The organism is Tardiphaga sp., from assembly GCF_028290495.1.
In the GTDB taxonomy this organism is placed as follows: domain Bacteria; phylum Pseudomonadota; class Alphaproteobacteria; order Rhizobiales; family Xanthobacteraceae; genus Tardiphaga.
The window spans coordinates 119,778-135,134 of sequence record NZ_JAQGJT010000138.1 but is presented as its reverse complement, the minus strand read 5'-3'; the positions used below and the strand labels follow the sequence as shown (position 1 = coordinate 135,134).

The window sequence follows — 15,357 nt, the reverse complement described above, 5'->3', positions numbered from 1 at the left end:
GCATGGTGCAGGCCCGCTCCAGATGGAACATGCGCTCGAAGGCGGAAGCGACCGAGCGGCCGACCGTCAGCGTGCCGTGATTGCGCAGCAGCATGTGATTCTTGTTGCCGAGGTCTTTCTGCAGGCGCGGCCGCTCGTCATGATCCAGCGCGATGCCCTCGTAGTCGTGATAGGCGAGATCGTGGGTGACGAGCTGCGCGGTCTGGTTCATCGGCAGCAGGCCTTCCATGCAGCTCGCTACCGCGGTGCCGTCGGGCGTGTGGAGATGAAGCACGCAGCCCGCATCCTCGCGTGCTTCGTGGATCGCGGAATGGATCGTGAAGCCGGCCGGGTTGATGCTGTAGTCGCTCTTGGAGAGCTGGTTGCCGCCGAGGTCGACCTTCACCAGGCTCGAGGCGGTGATCTCGTCGAACATCAGCCCGTAGGGATTGATCAGGAAGTGATGCTCCGGCCCCGGCACGCGCGCGGAGACGTGGGTATCGACCAGATCGTCCCAGCCGTAATGCGCGATGAGACGGTAGCACGCGGCTAGATTGACCCGCTGGGTCCATTCGGCCTCGGTCATGTCGGACGGCACTTCCTTCAGGCGAGCTTCCGCTGGTGACATGATCGGTTTCTCCCGTATCAACGATTGATTTTCGCCCTCAGCGTAGCCCTGCGGCCGGTTTGCGGCAAGGCGCAGCGCCGGCGTGGCAGTCATGCTCTGGTAACGAGGTATCTGGCTTCAGGGCGCCGGAATGGCGAGCAGGCTGGAAATGCTGCGGCCGCGGATATCGTAGACGCGCGCGAACACCACGTCGTCGCGCTTGATCTCCACCATGACCGGGGCGGTCAGGCCCTTGCAGTAGAACTCGCCGAGCGTCATCGCGAAGTCGGCAGCATTGGAATCCCAGCCGATCGTGAAGTCGGGTCCGAGCGCGACCTGCGCCGGGCGCTGCGGACCGCACACCGCGACCTTCCATTTGCGGTTGCGCGGCGGCACTTCCTGCCGTTCGACAAGCTCGTCACGCAATCCGTCGGAGGCCTGCTTCAGCGCGAGGCCCCAGTAATCCAGCATGAACAGGTTGTCGGCCGAGCGGACCGTGCCGGCGATATGATTGAAGTGGGTGTATTGATAGGGGTGCAGCCGGATCATTTCGCCGAGCGGCAACAGCAGGCCGAAGGCGAAAACGGCCAACGCGGCAGGCTGCCAGCTGCGGCGGTTTTCCTTCAGCCAGTTCATTCCCCACGCGAAGGCTGTACCTGCGAGCACGGTCATCGGCGGGATCACGAAGATGAAATGGCGGATGCCGTTATAGAGCGCCGGGCGCTTCTCCATCGCAATCAGCAGCGGCAGCGTCGCAGCTAACGTCAGCATCAACAGGATGGTCTTGCGGCGGGCCGGCACATCGGTGCGCGACAGCGACATGAAGGTGCCGACGACGCCGGTGATGGTAAGGGTCAGCAGCACTTCAGGCAGTTGCAGGGCGAACAGGGTCGGCAGATACGACCAGGGCATGTCCGGCACCGACACCAGCGCGCCGTCGAACATTTCCTTCCACGGCTTCTCGAAGAACGCCGAGAAGTAGCTCAGCGCATGGATCGGATTGCCGGGCTCGAGGATCGACCACGGCCAGATCAGCCCCATCACCAGATAGCCGAACACGAAGCCGGGCACCAGGACGTAGACCACATGGAGGAGGCGATGCGTGGCTTCGCGCCAGCCCTGGCTTCGGATGTCGTCGATCCACAGCGGCAGAAAACCGATCATCGCATAGATCAGCGCGAGGCCTGCGAGGATGCGCGAACCGATCGCCAGACCCGCACCCAGGCCGAGGATGAGAACGGTGCGCGGCGACGGCTTCGGATACTCCTCCGCGAGGCGCACCAGACCGAGCATCAGGATGACCATCGCCACCGCGAAAGGCGCATCCTTCGGATTCATGAACATGTGGCCGTAGAAGGTCGGGCACAACGCCAGCAGCAGCAGCGTGGCGAGGCCGCCGACAGCGCCGCTGACGCGGCGCCCGAGACGCCAGGTCACGGCGAGGCCGATGACGCCGACCACCGCGCCCAGCAGGCGCCGGGTCTCGAACAATTCCAGCGGGATGATCTTGTGCAGCAGCGCCGCGGCCATGTCGAAGCCGCCGCCATACATGTAGAGATTGGCGAAGGACAGCGCGTGCGTGTCCTTGAAGCCGGAACCGTACATCTTCAGCAGCAGGTCGGCATATTCGGCGTGGGTGTAGTCGTCCCAGCCCAGGCCGTAATCACGGAAGGTGAATCCTGCGGTGATGCCGACGACAATCAGTGTCAGCAACGCAAGGTCGTCGCAGGTCCGTTCCACGGATCGCCGTAGCGGCGTTTCAATGGCCGAAGTCGTAATGGATGACATGATGGTTTGTAACCCGGTGTCCCCAGCGGCTCGAACAAGTGCTCTTCGAGCCTCTTCCCCGGAACCGATATAGCGCACTTTCCCGGAGCGAGTAACGAGCAATTGTGGCTGAATCGTCTTAGTGCAGTGCAGTATTCAGGCCAAGGTAAAGGCATTTATGTGCCGCGCCGGCATCAGGCCACTTCCAGCGTCACTGTAACCTAGGGCATCATAATTGAATGGATGCTGAACAACGCATGTTTTCCAGGGATCAGGACCTTGCAGAAGCTGTGAATCCAGCTTTGCCATTTGGTGATCAACGACTTTAGACGTTATTGTGGCAACGGCGGGGAGGCATGCTCAACGCCGTCGTGGGAGTTTCAAGACAATGCTTTTGCTGCTGATTGCCGGAATCGGGGTTATTTTAGCTGGCCTCGTCGCGATCGGGTTCGGGATTCCGGTCAAGGAATTCGGTTTCGGCAATACGCTGATCCTGACCGGCACCATCGGCGGTTGCACCGGCCTGATCATGATCAGCCTGGCGGTAGTGATCCGCGAAATCCGGAACTTCGTACCTGCAGCCGGCAAAAGCGAGCCAGCCGTGAACTCGCCGCTGCCGCGCCGCGAATTGCCGCCCGCGCCGGGCGACAGCGCGCCGGATCACGCAAGCGATGCGCCGGCCGGCCGCGCCCTGTTCAGCCGCGATCAGCCTGCCGCCGAGCGGGCAGGGGCTGCCCCGCTTTGGCAGGACGAGGCGTCGGGCGATGGCCGTCGCGAAGACGCCGAACAGCCGCCCGCCGTCCAGCCGCCGCCGGAAGAACCGAAACGCCGCAACCTGTTGTTCTCCTCGACGCGCCGCGAGCGCGAACGCGAGGAGGCCGAACGCGCGGCTGCGGAAGCCGGGGCAGCGCCGTCGGAGGCTGCGGCCCCGCCGCGGCCGAGTTTTGCCGATGCCTGGCCCGCGACCGAGCGCACGCGCCCCGAACTCCCGCGCCGTCCAGCGCGCCCGCCCTCGCCCCTCAAAGATGCGGCGCCCGAGGAGAAGCTGATCCCCGAACGCTACGTTCCGCCGCTGCCGCCCGCGCCCCCCGAGGCGCCGGCTGCGGAGGTCACCGTGCTGAAATCCGGCGTGGTCGATGGCATGGCCTATTCGCTGTATTCCGACGGCTCGATCGAGGCGCAGATGCCTGAAGGCATGATGCGCTTCGCCTCCATCGACGAGTTGCGCGAGCATCTCGATCAGCGGACGTAGCCAGGAAGCGAGAGGCTTTTTAGGTGCTTCTTGCATCTCCCCCTGCAAAGCTTTGCTTGGCGGGGCGAGAAGCTGGAACGCGTGTCCGCTAATCTTTTGCTTCCAAATAAAACCCGGGATCAATGCTTCGTTATTGTCGCGCGCGCAGCAATTCATCCATAATCGCCAAGTTAAAGGCGATCTCGCCCCGCGAAAGACCGACATGACCGACATCGCAGCCAAGAGCGTGATCGACCTGACCGCGACCATTGTTGCAGCCTATGTCGGCAACAACCCGACGCCGGCGGCGGAACTGCCCGCTTTGATCGGGCAGGTCCATGCGGCGTTGCAGCGGGTCGCCGGCGGCCGGGTCGAGGTCGCGGCGGAGCCGGCCAAGCCGGCAGTGTCGCTGAAGAAATCGATGACCGCGGACTATCTGGTCTGCCTGGAAGACGGCAAGCGCTTCAAGTCGCTGAAGCGGCATCTGCGGACCCAGTATTCGATGACGCCGGAGCAGTATCGCGAGAAGTGGGGCCTGCCGGCGGACTATCCGATGGTGGCGCCGAACTATGCGGTGGCGCGCTCGCAGCTCGCCAAGAAAATGGGATTGGGCCAGCAGCGCCGTCGCCGCAAATAGGTTGAAGACGCCCTGACGGTTCCGTTTCGTCACCGGTCGCACTAGGAATATAATTCAGGAAAGCCAAAAAGAGGACTTGTGTCCTTGCTTGGGGTGTGCTGATTATTATCCCAAGCGAGGTGACCGATGAAAGCATTTCAGCGACCGAACCCTTCCGAGACCATTGACCCCCAGCGGGCCCGGCATCTGGCGCTGGAGCGGCGGCAGATCCTCACCGAGGACGGCGTCGCCGCCGTGCTGGTGAACGCCAGCGAGAGCCCGCTGGCATGGCTGGCGCGCCGCAAGGGCCGCGACAAGCGCCCCATGATCAGCCCGCACCAGTTCATGGCCGGCGAGAAACTGCGCGCGGATTTCACCCGCGGTCATCTGGCGCCGCGGATGACCGCGAATTGGGAAGCGCCCGGCCGGGCGCGCGGTTCCGGCCACAGCCCCGGCGAGATGACCGACCTCATGGTGTCGTCGCGCCAGCGCGTTGGTCAGGCGATGGAGGCCTGCGGTCCGGAATTCGCGGGCGTGCTGATGGATGTGTGCTGCTTTTTGCGCGGGCTCGAGGATGTCGAGCGCGAGCGGGGCTGGCCGGCCCGCTCGGCCAAGATCGTGCTGCAGCTCGGGCTCGACCGGCTGGCGCGGCATTACGGCTTGGCCGCCGCGGTGAGCGGGCAGGGCGCGGGCGTGCGGACCTGGCTGGCGGAGGATGCGGTGTTCGGGAGCTAGTTGCGGGACGTCGCTTTCTTACCTCTTCCCGCTTAGCGAAGCTTCGCCGGGCGGGGCGAGGGAAGAACGGCCGTTCCGTTTTGGCTAACTCGCTTCCGCCAGCGTCTCGGCCGCGTCGCGGCGGATGCGCTCGACCATGGCGCGCAGGCCGTTGGAGCGCTGCGGGGTGAGGTGTTCGCGGAAGCCGAGTTCGTCGAACACCTGAATGGCGTCGGTCGCCAGGATATCCTTGGCGGTGCGGTTGGACATCAGCGTCAGAAGGATCGCCATCAAGCCGCGGACGATGTGGGCGTCGCTGTCGCCGAGATAGGTCAGCACAGGCTCGCCGGCCCCGGCGCGCGCGACCTGGCGCGACAGCCAGACCTGGCTGGCGCAGCCACTGACCTTGTTGGCGGCGGAATGCTCGGCCTCCGGCAGCGGCGCCAGCGTGCGGCCGAGCTCGATGACGTACCGGTAGCGGTCGTCCCAGTCTTCCAGCAGCTCGAAATTGTCTTTGATGTCGTTGATCGTGGTCATCGGAGCCCGCATGTGGTTGCAGGCCCTATATAGGGCTACGCGGCGGCGAAAGCGACCGCCGGGCCGCAAATCATCGCGCTATGGCGCGGGCTGAACGGGGCGCCACTCGGCGGCCAGATCGTCCGGGGTCAGCGTATCCGGCGGCGGACCGGCGGCTTCGCCTGGCTGGTCGCCTTCGCCGCCGATCGAGCCGGTGTGATCCGGCTTCTTGTCGGTGATGATCTGGTAAATCTTTTTAGCGCCTTCCTTGGCGCGTTCGCCGAGCACGGTAGCGGCGTGGCTACCGACTTCGCAGGCGGCAGGCTGGCGCGTGCAGAACTGGCCCATGTCGGACATCGCCGCGCCTGCAGCGGACACCGCGTCGGAAGTGCCGATCTGCGGCAGCTTGTCCGATTCGGTCGTCTTGTCCCTGGGCAGCAGCACGAGCACGAGCCCAAGCCAGAATGCCATGCGAAGCAGGAAGAACATCGCGTAACCCCGTTGGTGTCTTCACGTCTCTTTTTGTTGCGATTTCTCGCAAGTCGGAGCGACGCTAACAGTGCTCGATAAAGAGCAAGTATTTGCGATGCGGTTAAATCGTCAAAAATTCGCTGAAAATGTCCGTGATTTGATTCGGCGTAAATTCTTTATTGATGCCCGCGCAAGCCATCGGTGGCGTTGCGAGATGCGTCCACACTTTCGAAACCATGTTAGCGCCGCGTCTTAAACGTGTCGTTCACCATCACTTCGGAAGAAAATCGAAAAACCCCGGCAAAACAGCACCTTTTCATCTGCGCGCGCGTTGAGGTCGCGTGCTTTAGCGTTCGCTTAATTCCGCTCTGACAGGTTGAGGCAACGATAAAGGAGGCGTTTCGGCGCGTCTGAAGTTGGACGAGCAAGCCGTAGCGCGAGAGCCGTGACCGTATTGAACATCATCCGCGATTGTCTTGATGCCATGCTGCATCCATCGGCGCGCTATGACGCGTTGACGAGTGCGCGGCACCGCGCCTTCATGGCACCGCGGCTGCTCGGCAGCCTAGCGGCGTTCGCGGCGTTCCCTGTGTATCTCGCGATGCGCGGCGCGCCGAATGCGATAGAGGTTGCCGCCTTTGCGTGGCTGATCGCGCCGATCCTGTTGTCCTACTTCCTGTCGCGCACCGGCCGCTACGAGAGCGCACAGATCCTGTCGTCGATCGCGCTCGCCGGCCTGATCATGATGATGGCGATCTTCACCGGCGGTATCGGTTCCTTCGCCGCAATCTGGCTGGTCGTGCTGCCGCTGGAAGCAGCATTGTCGGCGTCGCGCCGCATCGTCGGCTTTGCCTCGGCGCTGGCGCTGTCCTGCGTCGCCGTGCTGATCGCGATGAGCGGCTTCGATATGCTGCCGGCGCACGAGACCGGTATCGCCCATGGCGTGCTGATGGCGTTCGGCATTGCTTCTGCCACGCTCTATGCCGCGAGCCTGGCGTTCGGCGCGGAATCGCTGACCCGCACCAGCGTGTCGCTGCTCTATGTCGAAGAGGATCGCTATCGTCTGCTGGCGCGCAACATGAGCGACGTAATCTCGCGTCATCATCGTAATGGCGCGGTGCAGTTCATTTCGCCCGCTGCCGAAACGCTGGTCGGCACCTCGACGCAGCGGCTGCTTGGCCACGGTCTGTTCGACCGCGTCCATGTCGCCGATCGCCCGGCCTATCTCACCGCGCTGTCGGATGCCGGCCGCGGCGGTGAATCACGCAGCGTCGAATTCCGTCTGCGCCGCGATGTGGCGCGCAGCAACGACCGGCTGCGGCCGCAGGGCGCCGAGTTCATCTGGGTCGAGATGCGCTGCCGCCCGATGGAAGAGAGCGCGGACAAGCTTGCCACGCGCGACGCCGAAGTCGTCGCCGTGCTGCGCGACGTCACCGACCGCAAGCTGCAGGAAGAGGCGCTAGCCGCCGCGCGCGCCGAAGCTGAGCGCGCCGACCAGTCCAGGAGCCGCTTCCTCGCCACCATGAGCCACGAGTTGCGCACGCCGCTGAACGCCATCATCGGTTTCTCCGAGATGATCGTGCAGGACGACGTGCTGATGATCGACGCCGCCAAGCGCCATGAATATGCGCAGCTCATCAATGATTCCGGCCATCACCTGCTGTCGGTGGTCAACGGCATCCTCGACATGTCGAAGCTGGAATCCGGCAGCTTCGAGATCGAGCCGATGCCGTTCGCGCCGCGCCCGGCGCTGATCAACTGCTGCAATCTGCTGGCGCTCAAGGCGCGCGAGAACGGCATCGATCTGGTCACCGACGCGCCGAAGGATTTGCCCGACGTCAACGGCGACCTGCGCGCGTTCAAGCAGATCCTGCTCAATCTGGTTTCCAACGCCATCAAGTTCACCGAGCGCGGCGGCATGGTCAGCGTCAGCGCGGGCGTCGAGGGCGCGCGCCTGGTGCTGCGCGTCTCCGACACCGGCGTCGGCATCGCCTCGGAAGACCTCAAGCGCATAGGCGATCCGTTCTTCCAGGCGGGCTCAACCTATCAGCGCCGCCACGAAGGCACTGGTCTTGGCCTGTCGATCGTCAAGAGCCTGGTCGGCATGCACAGCGGCGAGATCGCGGTGCAGAGCCGGATCGGCGAGGGCACCATGATCACGGTCGCGCTGCCGCTCGCATTCACCGCGCCGGCCGCCCTCGCCAGCAACATCGCCACGCTGCCGCCCGCGGTACGCAACGTGTCCTCCGAACCAGTCCGTCAGGTGAAGAAGAGTGCCTAAAGCGAATTCCCCGAAAGCGAAGAAGTCCCGCAGCCGCGCCGTGGCGGCGATCGAGGCGCCGGCCGAGCGCGGCCTGTTTGTGCGCATGCTGCTGCACAGCCCGAAGGACATGGTCGCCGGTTTGATCGCGGCCGCCGCGGTCAGCGCGATCATCGGCAATGCGATCTTCCTGCAGGCCGGCCATCATCCGTCGCCGATGTTCGGCTCCAGCGTGACGGTGCCGATGCCGCAGCCGGCCACGGCCAACCTGCTGCCGAAGCCGCGTCCGCTCGACGCGACGTTGCGGCCGGGCGACGCCAAACTGGATTCGCGGATGCTCGATGCCAAGCCGGTGGACGGCAAATCCGACAACAAGCCGGTCGAGCGTGCCAGCGCCGATCCGATGGCCGGGCTGGTGAAGTCGACCACGACGCCGCCGGCAAATTCCACCGCAGTGGCGCGTCCGCCGGCGCCGATCCCCAACGCCTCGCGCGATCCGCTCGGCGACCTGATCGTCAATTCGCGCCGCGTCGCCGCCGTGCAGCGCGCACTCACCGAATATGGCTACGGCCAGCTGAAGCCGACCGGCACCGTCGGATCCGACACCCAGGCGGCGATCCAGCGCTTCGAGCGCGAACGCAAGCTGCCGGTGACCGGCCAGGCCTCCGACCGCGTGGTACGCGAACTGGCGACCGTGACGGGCCGGCCGATCGAGTAGGGCTGGTGGTTTACGAGGGCTGGAAGTCATCTTCCGGTCCGGCGAGCGGCGAGTTACCTGTCGGCCGCATCGCGCCCGGTGAACAGGTCTGCTATAGCCTGCTCATGAGATTGAAATCAGCAATTTGGGTGGCTGCCTATCTGCGCCGCTGCCAGTCCGAGGGCGTGTTCGGCGCGGTGCGCCGGCGTGGCGCGGAAGAGGCGGGCGCTGTGTTCGTCAAGATCGCACTGCTCGACGGCAACGCGATACTGTACACCCCCGCGCCGCAATCCGCCTATGACGACAGCCGCCCGGTCGAACGCGTGTTCGCCGCCTCGCCGCCACAGCCGGTCGAGGAGCGCAAGATCGAGGAGCGGCTGGTCAAGGAAATCTCGTTCGATCCGGACGTCTGGATCGTCGAGATCGAGGACAAGGCCGGCCGGCATTTTCTGGATCTGGTGAAGACGTAAAGGGTGCACCTTTCTTCCTTCTCCCCTTGTGGGAGAAAGTGGCGCGGACGAAGTCCGCGTCGGATGAGGGGGCTTTGCGACGGCGCGTGTGGCACCCCTCACCCGTCCGCGCTTCGCGCGGCCACCCTCTCCCACAAGAGGAGAGGGGAAGTAAGAGTTGCCTCGCTTGTCTACTTCCCCGTCGTCCGCGTTCGCGCGTCGTCCGCGCCGGGCTGCATGACGGGCCGTGCCGCGGGCGCGGCGCGGGCGCGGTGGCGTTCGTCGTCGTACAAGGCCGGGCGATACTTGGCGCGGGTGGCGGCGACGATGGCGCCGCGCCAGGCGGCGACCATGATCAGCGCCGAGCGTTCGCTCAGCACGTCGTACAGCCGCGACAGCCGGTAGACGTTGGTGACGGAGTTGCCGAATTCCGGATTGAGGAACAGCAGCACGCGCTGGAAGATCGCGCTGTCCATGCCGAGCGCCTTGGCGCAGCAGGCGAGCGGTTCACCGCCGGCGTCGTTCACGACGCGCTCGGCGACCTGGTACGGCAGCAGCAGCGCTTCGCCGAGCTCCCTGGCGAAGTTTTCGCGGTCTTCGGCGAACGCCGCCATTTCCAGAATGTGCATCGCGCGCGCGGCGCGGACCTGCGGAATTCGCGCCGACGGCTTCAGAGGCGTGACGGCAAGATCATGCAAGATCTTGGCGCGCTCGGTCGCTGTGGCGGCGAAGAACAGGTCGGAGATCTCGGTGGCGTCCTTGGGCTGCATCGCCAGGCTGGCGGCTAGGCGCTGCTCGACTTCGCTCGGCGGCTTCACGACGGCCTGCGCGACCACAACAGGAATGGTCTCTGCGCGCGGCATCTCGTCGGCTGGCGCCGATGGTCTTAGCTTAAGCTTCTGCAGGATCGTTCGCGGTGTTTGCGGATAGATCGCCAGCCGCGCGCGCACCACGGCGCGGGTCGCATCATCGACCTCGTCGATCAGTCGGCCGGCCAGTTCGGCGAACTGCTTCTCTTCGTCGATGGTGTGCGAGGGCGCCTGGACATAGAGATCTGTCAGCACGCGAAGCAAGGTCGGTCGGATATCCACGCCCTCGCGGCGCGATAGCGTCATAAGGCCATCAAAGCCCGCAAACATCGGAGATGTGGTCATGTGCGCTACGCTTACCGGGGAAAACTTCAGGTCACTTTACGCGCCACCCGTTAAGGGCGCGTTAACCATCCGGATTCGGCGGGGCTTAACTCTCCTGCATTCCACCCCGGCCGGCGGGTATCTGTAAAATTTAATCCTCCATTAACCATGATCGCCGTTAGATGACGACGCGCCGGCCAACGAGCGATGCGGCGCGGAGAGACGGATATGAGCACCATCATCAAGTTTCCGGCGGATGCGGCAGCGCGCCGGCTGGGCGTGAGCATGGGCCAGCCTCCGGTATCGACCGCGACCATCCTGATCCTGCCGGCGATCCGTATCGAGCGGCCGACCGACGACTCGACCGGCCCCGAAGAGGGCACCGCGCCCGGCCGCCGCCGCAAGCGCCGCGCGCGTTCCTGATCGCGGATATCCCGATGCCCACCCTCCCAGCCGCGCGCCGCAGATGGCCCCGGCGCGCGCTTCCGTTTCTGGTTCTGATTGCGCTGTCGCAGGCGGGCTGCGCCGGTGGTGATTTTGGCCGCGTGCGACGAAGCGCTGTCAGCGACGACATGCACAGCTGGATCGGCGCCGAGGCGACGTCCAGCATCGGGCTGCGGCCGTCCGAATTCAACCTCACCGACGGCGAGAAGATGATGCGCGACCTCGCTTTTCCGTTGATCGAGCCGCCGCATTCGCGGCCGGCGTGGAAGAGCGTGTTCGGCGACTACAAGCCATTGCCCTCGCCGTGGCGGCAGGCCCCGGCGTTCGATCGCACCACCTACGGACGGATGCTGATCGACGAGCCGCATCGCTCGCATACCTCGCGCTACAATGAATTGATGGACGACGTGCGCAGCGATATCCTGCGTTTCGAGACGTTCTACGGCAGCGCGTCGCGGGTGATCGAACTCGACCGCAAGCGCAATGCCAGCCTGAAGCTGGTGTCCAGCTTGTCGCCGCAGGAGCGCGAGGACGCGCTGGCGCGGATGGACGAGAATGCGTTGATCCTGCAATGGGTCGAGCAATGCCTGCAGCGCCGGGTATCGTCGTATCGCTGGGCGCTAGAGCGGCTGGTGGTCCACACGCCGGATCAGCTTGCGGCCAGTGCCGACATGCTGATCGGCGAGATGGCGGCGCAGACCACAGTCATCGCCTCAAGCGCGGCAAGGCCTTCGCGATCCGGCACGGTGTTGAAATAGCATCCGCACGCGTGCTGCGATCTCAGCGCTTCGTCGCGCCTTGTCTGGCGGGTGGTTCGGCGGGGGCGCCGCATTTGGCGGCGGCGAGGGTGGCCTGCGCCTGCGGCATCAGGCCGGGCTCGGCGGCGAGCGCTTTCAGCACGATCAATCCGGTGGCGGTCGGCGAGTCGATGATCAGCCGGTCGGCGGCGGTGACGTCTTCGTCCTCGGGAAGTTCGGCGTGCTGCGCCTCGGTCATCAGGTCGAGCTCGATGACGCGGCGGCCGGCGGAGCGGTCGTTGATCGCGTAGTACGCGACGTCGCTGCGGGTGTAGAACGACACCGACGTGTAGGACTGGCTGACCGGCACCGCGAGCTTGATTGGGCCGTTCGAAAGATCATAGCGGCATACGGCCAGCGCGAAGGCCGGGTCCATGAAGGGCAGCATCGCGTTGCCGGGCTCGGTCAACGGCAGCGCCGAGACTCCGTTGACGGAGGTTATCGCGGTGAGGCGCGAATAGGCGTCCTGCGTCGCGATGCGTGGCAACGCCAGCACGCTGACCAAATGTACGATGCCGCCGAGGACGATTCCGGCGGCGATGGCGAACAGCAGCCGGATCATGGGCAGCCCACCGTATTGATGGCAGGCATCGGCGCGTCGCGCTGGGTGCGCGTCGCGATGCCGACCGGCGTGTCGTACAATCGCAGCATCAGCACGTAACGCTCCAGCGCCCCGGTCGGCAGCCAGTTGCCGGCGCGCGCGCGCGACGTAATGCGGACCTCGAACGCGCCGTCGACGCCCCTGACGATTTCCTGGCTGGTGAAGCCGTAGCGCTGCAATGCGTTCGGCACCAGCCGGCCCTTGGTATCGTACAGCGTCAGCGTCCAGAACCGCGCGGCAGGCGTCACGCCCGACACCACGACATCGCAACGGCCGTCGAGCAGCTTCTTGCTGTCGTCGGTGGTGGCGGTGAAGGCGACGCCGTCGCCGGTGCCGATCGGCAGCTCGCCGGAGCGTGCGATCGCGGCGCGGGCATAAGGATCGATGTCGCTGGAGCCGGTGCGCGGCCGCGCGGTCCAGGCGCCGATCGTCAGCGTGCCCAGATCGGTGCCGCGTGTGGCCGTCGTCCAGGTCAGGCCCAGGCCGGTGGCGGCAGCAATGGCAAGCGCCAGCAAAGAGAGAAGGATCAGCCGCACATTCGCACCGCCATGATAACAGTCAGTTCTTGCGCGAGGCGGGGGCCGCCGGCGCCGCCGCGGCCGGCGCGTCGGAAGCCGATGCGAAACTTTCCGGGAAAGCCAGTGCGGATGCGCGTGGCCTGGTCGGTGACGCCGGCTCGTTCGACGAAGTGCGGCCCGCGGTCTTGCTGGCCTCGTCAAGCATCTTCTCGACGCGCACCAGAATGTCCGCGCCCTTGCGCGTCAGCACCGGCGGCGGCCCGGGCTTGGCATTCGGCGCGCTGGAGGCGACGTTGGCCGAGGGCACCGCCGCGGGATTCTTGGTGCCGGCGCCGATGCCGGGAATTTCCTTGATTTCGATGCCCTGATGCGCGGCCACCATGATGTCGTGCCACGTCTGTGCCGGCATCGCGCCGCCGGTCAGGCGGTTGGTCGGCGAGTAGTCGTCGTTGCCGTACCACACCGCGCAGGTGAAGTTGCCGGTGTAGCCGACGAACCAGGCGTCGCGGTAGGCGTTGGTGGTGCCGGTCTTGCCGGCGGTCGGGATACCGTCGAGCGCTGCGCGGCGCGCGGTACCCTCGGAGACGACGTGGCTCATCATGCCCGCCATGTCGGCGGCGACGGAAGCCGGGATTGCCTGCAGCGGCTTCTTGCCGTCGCGGTCGAAGCGCCAGACCAGATCGCCGGCGCCGGTGCGCACTTCCAGCACCGCATGCGGCGTCACCGAGCGGCCCTTGTTGGGGAAGGTGACATAGGCGACGGCGTGTTCGAGCACGGAGACTTCACCCGAGCCGATCGGCAGCGACGGCGTATCGAGCAGCGGCGCGGTGATGCCGAAGCGGCGCGCCACTTCGACGATCTTGGCGCGGCCGGCTTTGGCCGGGTTCGGCGACTTGCCGCCGAGCGCGATCGAGAGCTTCACCGGCACCACGTTGATCGAATGCGTGATCGCCTGCGTCAGCGTGACATTGCCGGAATAGGAATGGCCGTAATTCTGCGGGCACCAGTTGCCGATGCACACCGGGCCGTCATTGATGATCGAGGTCGGCTTGTAACCGTTCAGCAGCGCCGTGGTGTAGACATAGGGTTTGAACGACGAGCCGGGCTGCCGCATGGCATCCACCGCACGGTTGAACTGGCTGGCGCCGTAATCGCGGCCGCCGACCATCGCGCGGACGCCACCGTCGAGATCGGACACCACGGTGGCGGCCTGCGTCGCGTGATAGTCGCGGCCGAACTGGCGCAACTGGTTCTCGATCGCGGCATCGGCGGCGTTCTGCACGTTCATGTCGATGGAAGTGCGCACCACGAAAACGCGCTCGGAATAGGATTTCGGGAAGGTGGCGACGAGGCGGCGCATCTCGTCGAACGCCCAGTCGAGATAGTAGTTAGGTGAGCTTTCCTCGCGGCGATCCACCGCGGTGGCCGGATTGCGCCGTGCTCCGAACACCTGGCCCTCGGTCATGAAGCCGGCATCGACCAGATTGTCGAGCACCTGGTTGGCGCGGGCGCGGGCAGCGGGCAGGTTGATGTGCGGGGCGTATTTGGTCGGCGCCTTGAACAGGCCGGCCAGCATCGCGGCTTCCGCCAGGTTCACGTCGCGCGCCGACTTGTTGAAGTAGAAGTGGGCTGCACCGTCGACGCCGAAGGTGCCGCCGCCCATATAGGCGCGGTCGAGGTAGAGCTTCAGGATCTCGTTCTTGGTCAGGCGCGTTTCCAGCCAGATCGCCAGAAAGGCCTCGTTGACCTTGCGCTCGATGGTGCGCTCGTTCGACAGGAACAGGTTCTTGGCGAGCTGCTGCGTCAGCGACGAGCCGCCCTGGCGCACGCCGCCGGCCTGCGCATTGGTGACCAACGCGCGCGCGGTGCCGGCGATGTCGATGCCGAAATGGTCGTAGAAGCGACGGTCCTCGGTCGCCAGCGTCGCCTTGATCAGATTGTCCGGGAAGTCTTCCAGCGGGATCGAGTCATTGTGCTTGATGCCGCGGCTGCCGATCGGATTGCCGTAGCGGTCCAGGAACGAGACGGCGAGGTCGGATTTTTTCAGCCAGTCGTCGTCGGCGGTTTCGCGGAATGCCGGCTGCGCCAGCGCCAGCATCAGGATCAGACCGCCGAGCCCGAGCGTAGCCATCTCCGACAGCGGCTCGATGAACACCCAGCGCTTCCAGCGGCCGACATAGAAGCGGTCCATGAAGGTCGAGAAGCGCTCGTACAGCTCGCGGATACCGACGGCGGAAGAGAACAGCGTAGAGTCGATACGCGCATCGAAATCCAGCAGGAAATGCCGGATTTTCGTCTTCCATGCGGTTGGCACGATCTGGCGCACCGGGGCCCTTGGTCTGTTGCCGCTCACGCGCCACCCGATGGGGCGCCGCAGGGAGGCTTGCTGGAGTGTTGCGGCAATCCCAAGGCGGTTGGACGGACAGCCAAATTGCCACCGTGGGACTCGAGCAAGTTCTAGCCGAGCGGGGCGGACAAACCAATGGCGATGCGTGGATTTCCGCCGGCAAGGCTAACGCAGATACGCGCCCGGATCGGCCCCGTACGGGTTGATCAG

16 protein-coding genes are annotated in these 15,357 nt (G+C 65.3%); 8 read left to right on the top strand and 8 right to left on the bottom strand.

Going from position 1 to position 15,357, the window contains the following annotated elements:
• Positions 1 to 607 (bottom strand): class II aldolase/adducin family protein (locus JWQ24_RS21195; RefSeq protein WP_299812257.1); only part of this gene is annotated, 607 nt, incomplete at its 3' end.
• Between the two features lie 117 nt (positions 608 to 724).
• Positions 725 to 2,374 carry a glycosyltransferase family 39 protein gene (locus JWQ24_RS21190; protein ID WP_299812256.1) on the bottom strand — a complete coding sequence of 550 codons (1,650 nt, stop codon included), beginning with the start codon at positions 2,372 to 2,374 and terminating at the stop codon, positions 725 to 727.
• Between the two features lie 367 nt (positions 2,375 to 2,741).
• Here JWQ24_RS21190 and JWQ24_RS21185 point away from each other — a divergent pair, with 367 nt between their 5' ends.
• The 3 genes from JWQ24_RS21185 (at position 2,742) to JWQ24_RS21175 (ending at position 4,935) form a co-directional block, all read left to right on the top strand.
• The gene (locus JWQ24_RS21185) at positions 2,742 to 3,605 is read left to right on the top strand and encodes a hypothetical protein (protein WP_299812254.1); all 864 of its coding nucleotides are present in this window, start codon (positions 2,742 to 2,744) and stop codon (positions 3,603 to 3,605) included.
• 202 nt (positions 3,606 to 3,807) lie between these two features.
• On the top strand, positions 3,808 to 4,221 hold the full coding sequence (locus JWQ24_RS21180) for a MucR family transcriptional regulator (RefSeq protein WP_299812251.1): 414 nt from the start codon (positions 3,808 to 3,810) through the stop codon (positions 4,219 to 4,221).
• A gap of 126 nt (positions 4,222 to 4,347) precedes the next feature.
• Positions 4,348 to 4,935: a DUF6456 domain-containing protein gene (locus tag JWQ24_RS21175; RefSeq protein ID WP_299812249.1), complete on the top strand. Its 588-nt coding sequence runs from the start codon at positions 4,348 to 4,350 to the stop codon at positions 4,933 to 4,935.
• 84 nt (positions 4,936 to 5,019) lie between these two features.
• Here JWQ24_RS21175 and JWQ24_RS21170 read toward each other — a convergent pair whose 3' ends face one another.
• Both JWQ24_RS21170 and JWQ24_RS21165 read right to left on the bottom strand, forming a co-directional pair.
• Positions 5,020 to 5,451, bottom strand: a complete 432-nt coding sequence (locus JWQ24_RS21170; RefSeq protein ID WP_299812248.1) for a SufE family protein — start codon at positions 5,449 to 5,451, stop codon at positions 5,020 to 5,022.
• Positions 5,452 to 5,529: 78 nt separating this feature from the next.
• Positions 5,530 to 5,919: a DUF5330 domain-containing protein gene (locus JWQ24_RS21165; RefSeq protein ID WP_299812246.1), complete on the bottom strand. Its 390-nt coding sequence runs from the start codon at positions 5,917 to 5,919 to the stop codon at positions 5,530 to 5,532.
• A 427-nt stretch (positions 5,920 to 6,346) separates the two neighbouring features.
• On the opposite strand from JWQ24_RS21165, the gene JWQ24_RS21160 reads away from it, so the two are divergent.
• From JWQ24_RS21160 to JWQ24_RS21150, 3 genes are all read left to right on the top strand, one after another.
• Complete coding sequence (locus JWQ24_RS21160) at positions 6,347 to 8,182, top strand: PAS domain-containing sensor histidine kinase (RefSeq protein WP_299812244.1); 1,836 nt, start codon at positions 6,347 to 6,349, stop codon at positions 8,180 to 8,182.
• Complete coding sequence (locus tag JWQ24_RS21155) at positions 8,175 to 8,879, top strand: peptidoglycan-binding domain-containing protein (RefSeq protein ID WP_299812242.1); 705 nt, start codon at positions 8,175 to 8,177, stop codon at positions 8,877 to 8,879. The genes JWQ24_RS21160 and JWQ24_RS21155 overlap by 8 nt, the downstream gene beginning before the upstream one ends.
• Positions 8,880 to 8,983: 104 nt before the next feature.
• Positions 8,984 to 9,328: a DUF1491 family protein gene (locus JWQ24_RS21150; RefSeq protein ID WP_299812240.1), complete on the top strand. Its 345-nt coding sequence runs from the start codon at positions 8,984 to 8,986 to the stop codon at positions 9,326 to 9,328.
• Between the two features lie 170 nt (positions 9,329 to 9,498).
• On the opposite strand, the gene JWQ24_RS21145 is transcribed toward JWQ24_RS21150, so the two are convergent.
• Positions 9,499 to 10,461 carry a DUF2336 domain-containing protein gene (locus JWQ24_RS21145; RefSeq protein ID WP_299812238.1) on the bottom strand — a complete coding sequence of 321 codons (963 nt, stop codon included), beginning with the start codon at positions 10,459 to 10,461 and terminating at the stop codon, positions 9,499 to 9,501.
• A 207-nt stretch (positions 10,462 to 10,668) separates the two neighbouring features.
• On the opposite strand from JWQ24_RS21145, the gene JWQ24_RS21140 reads away from it, so the two are divergent.
• Positions 10,669 to 10,863 (top strand): hypothetical protein, encoded by a 195-nt coding sequence (locus JWQ24_RS21140; RefSeq protein WP_299812236.1) that lies wholly within the window; start codon positions 10,669 to 10,671, stop codon positions 10,861 to 10,863.
• A gap of 14 nt (positions 10,864 to 10,877) precedes the next feature.
• Positions 10,878 to 11,642, top strand: coding sequence for a hypothetical protein (locus tag JWQ24_RS21135; RefSeq protein ID WP_299812234.1), 765 nt, complete (start codon positions 10,878 to 10,880; stop codon positions 11,640 to 11,642).
• A gap of 22 nt (positions 11,643 to 11,664) precedes the next feature.
• Here JWQ24_RS21135 and JWQ24_RS21130 read toward each other — a convergent pair whose 3' ends face one another.
• Genes JWQ24_RS21130 through JWQ24_RS21120 form a run of 3 tightly spaced genes read right to left on the bottom strand, consistent with a single transcriptional unit; the run spans position 11,665 to position 15,126 of the window.
• Positions 11,665 to 12,243 (bottom strand): DUF1254 domain-containing protein, encoded by a 579-nt coding sequence (locus JWQ24_RS21130; RefSeq protein ID WP_299812232.1) that lies wholly within the window; start codon positions 12,241 to 12,243, stop codon positions 11,665 to 11,667.
• Positions 12,240 to 12,818, bottom strand: coding sequence for a DUF1214 domain-containing protein (locus tag JWQ24_RS21125; protein WP_299812230.1), 579 nt, complete (start codon positions 12,816 to 12,818; stop codon positions 12,240 to 12,242). The genes JWQ24_RS21130 and JWQ24_RS21125 overlap by 4 nt, the downstream gene beginning before the upstream one ends.
• Positions 12,819 to 12,840: 22 nt before the next feature.
• Positions 12,841 to 15,126: a PBP1A family penicillin-binding protein gene (locus tag JWQ24_RS21120; RefSeq protein ID WP_299812228.1), complete on the bottom strand. Its 2,286-nt coding sequence runs from the start codon at positions 15,124 to 15,126 to the stop codon at positions 12,841 to 12,843.
• Positions 15,127 to 15,357 lie beyond the last annotated feature (231 nt).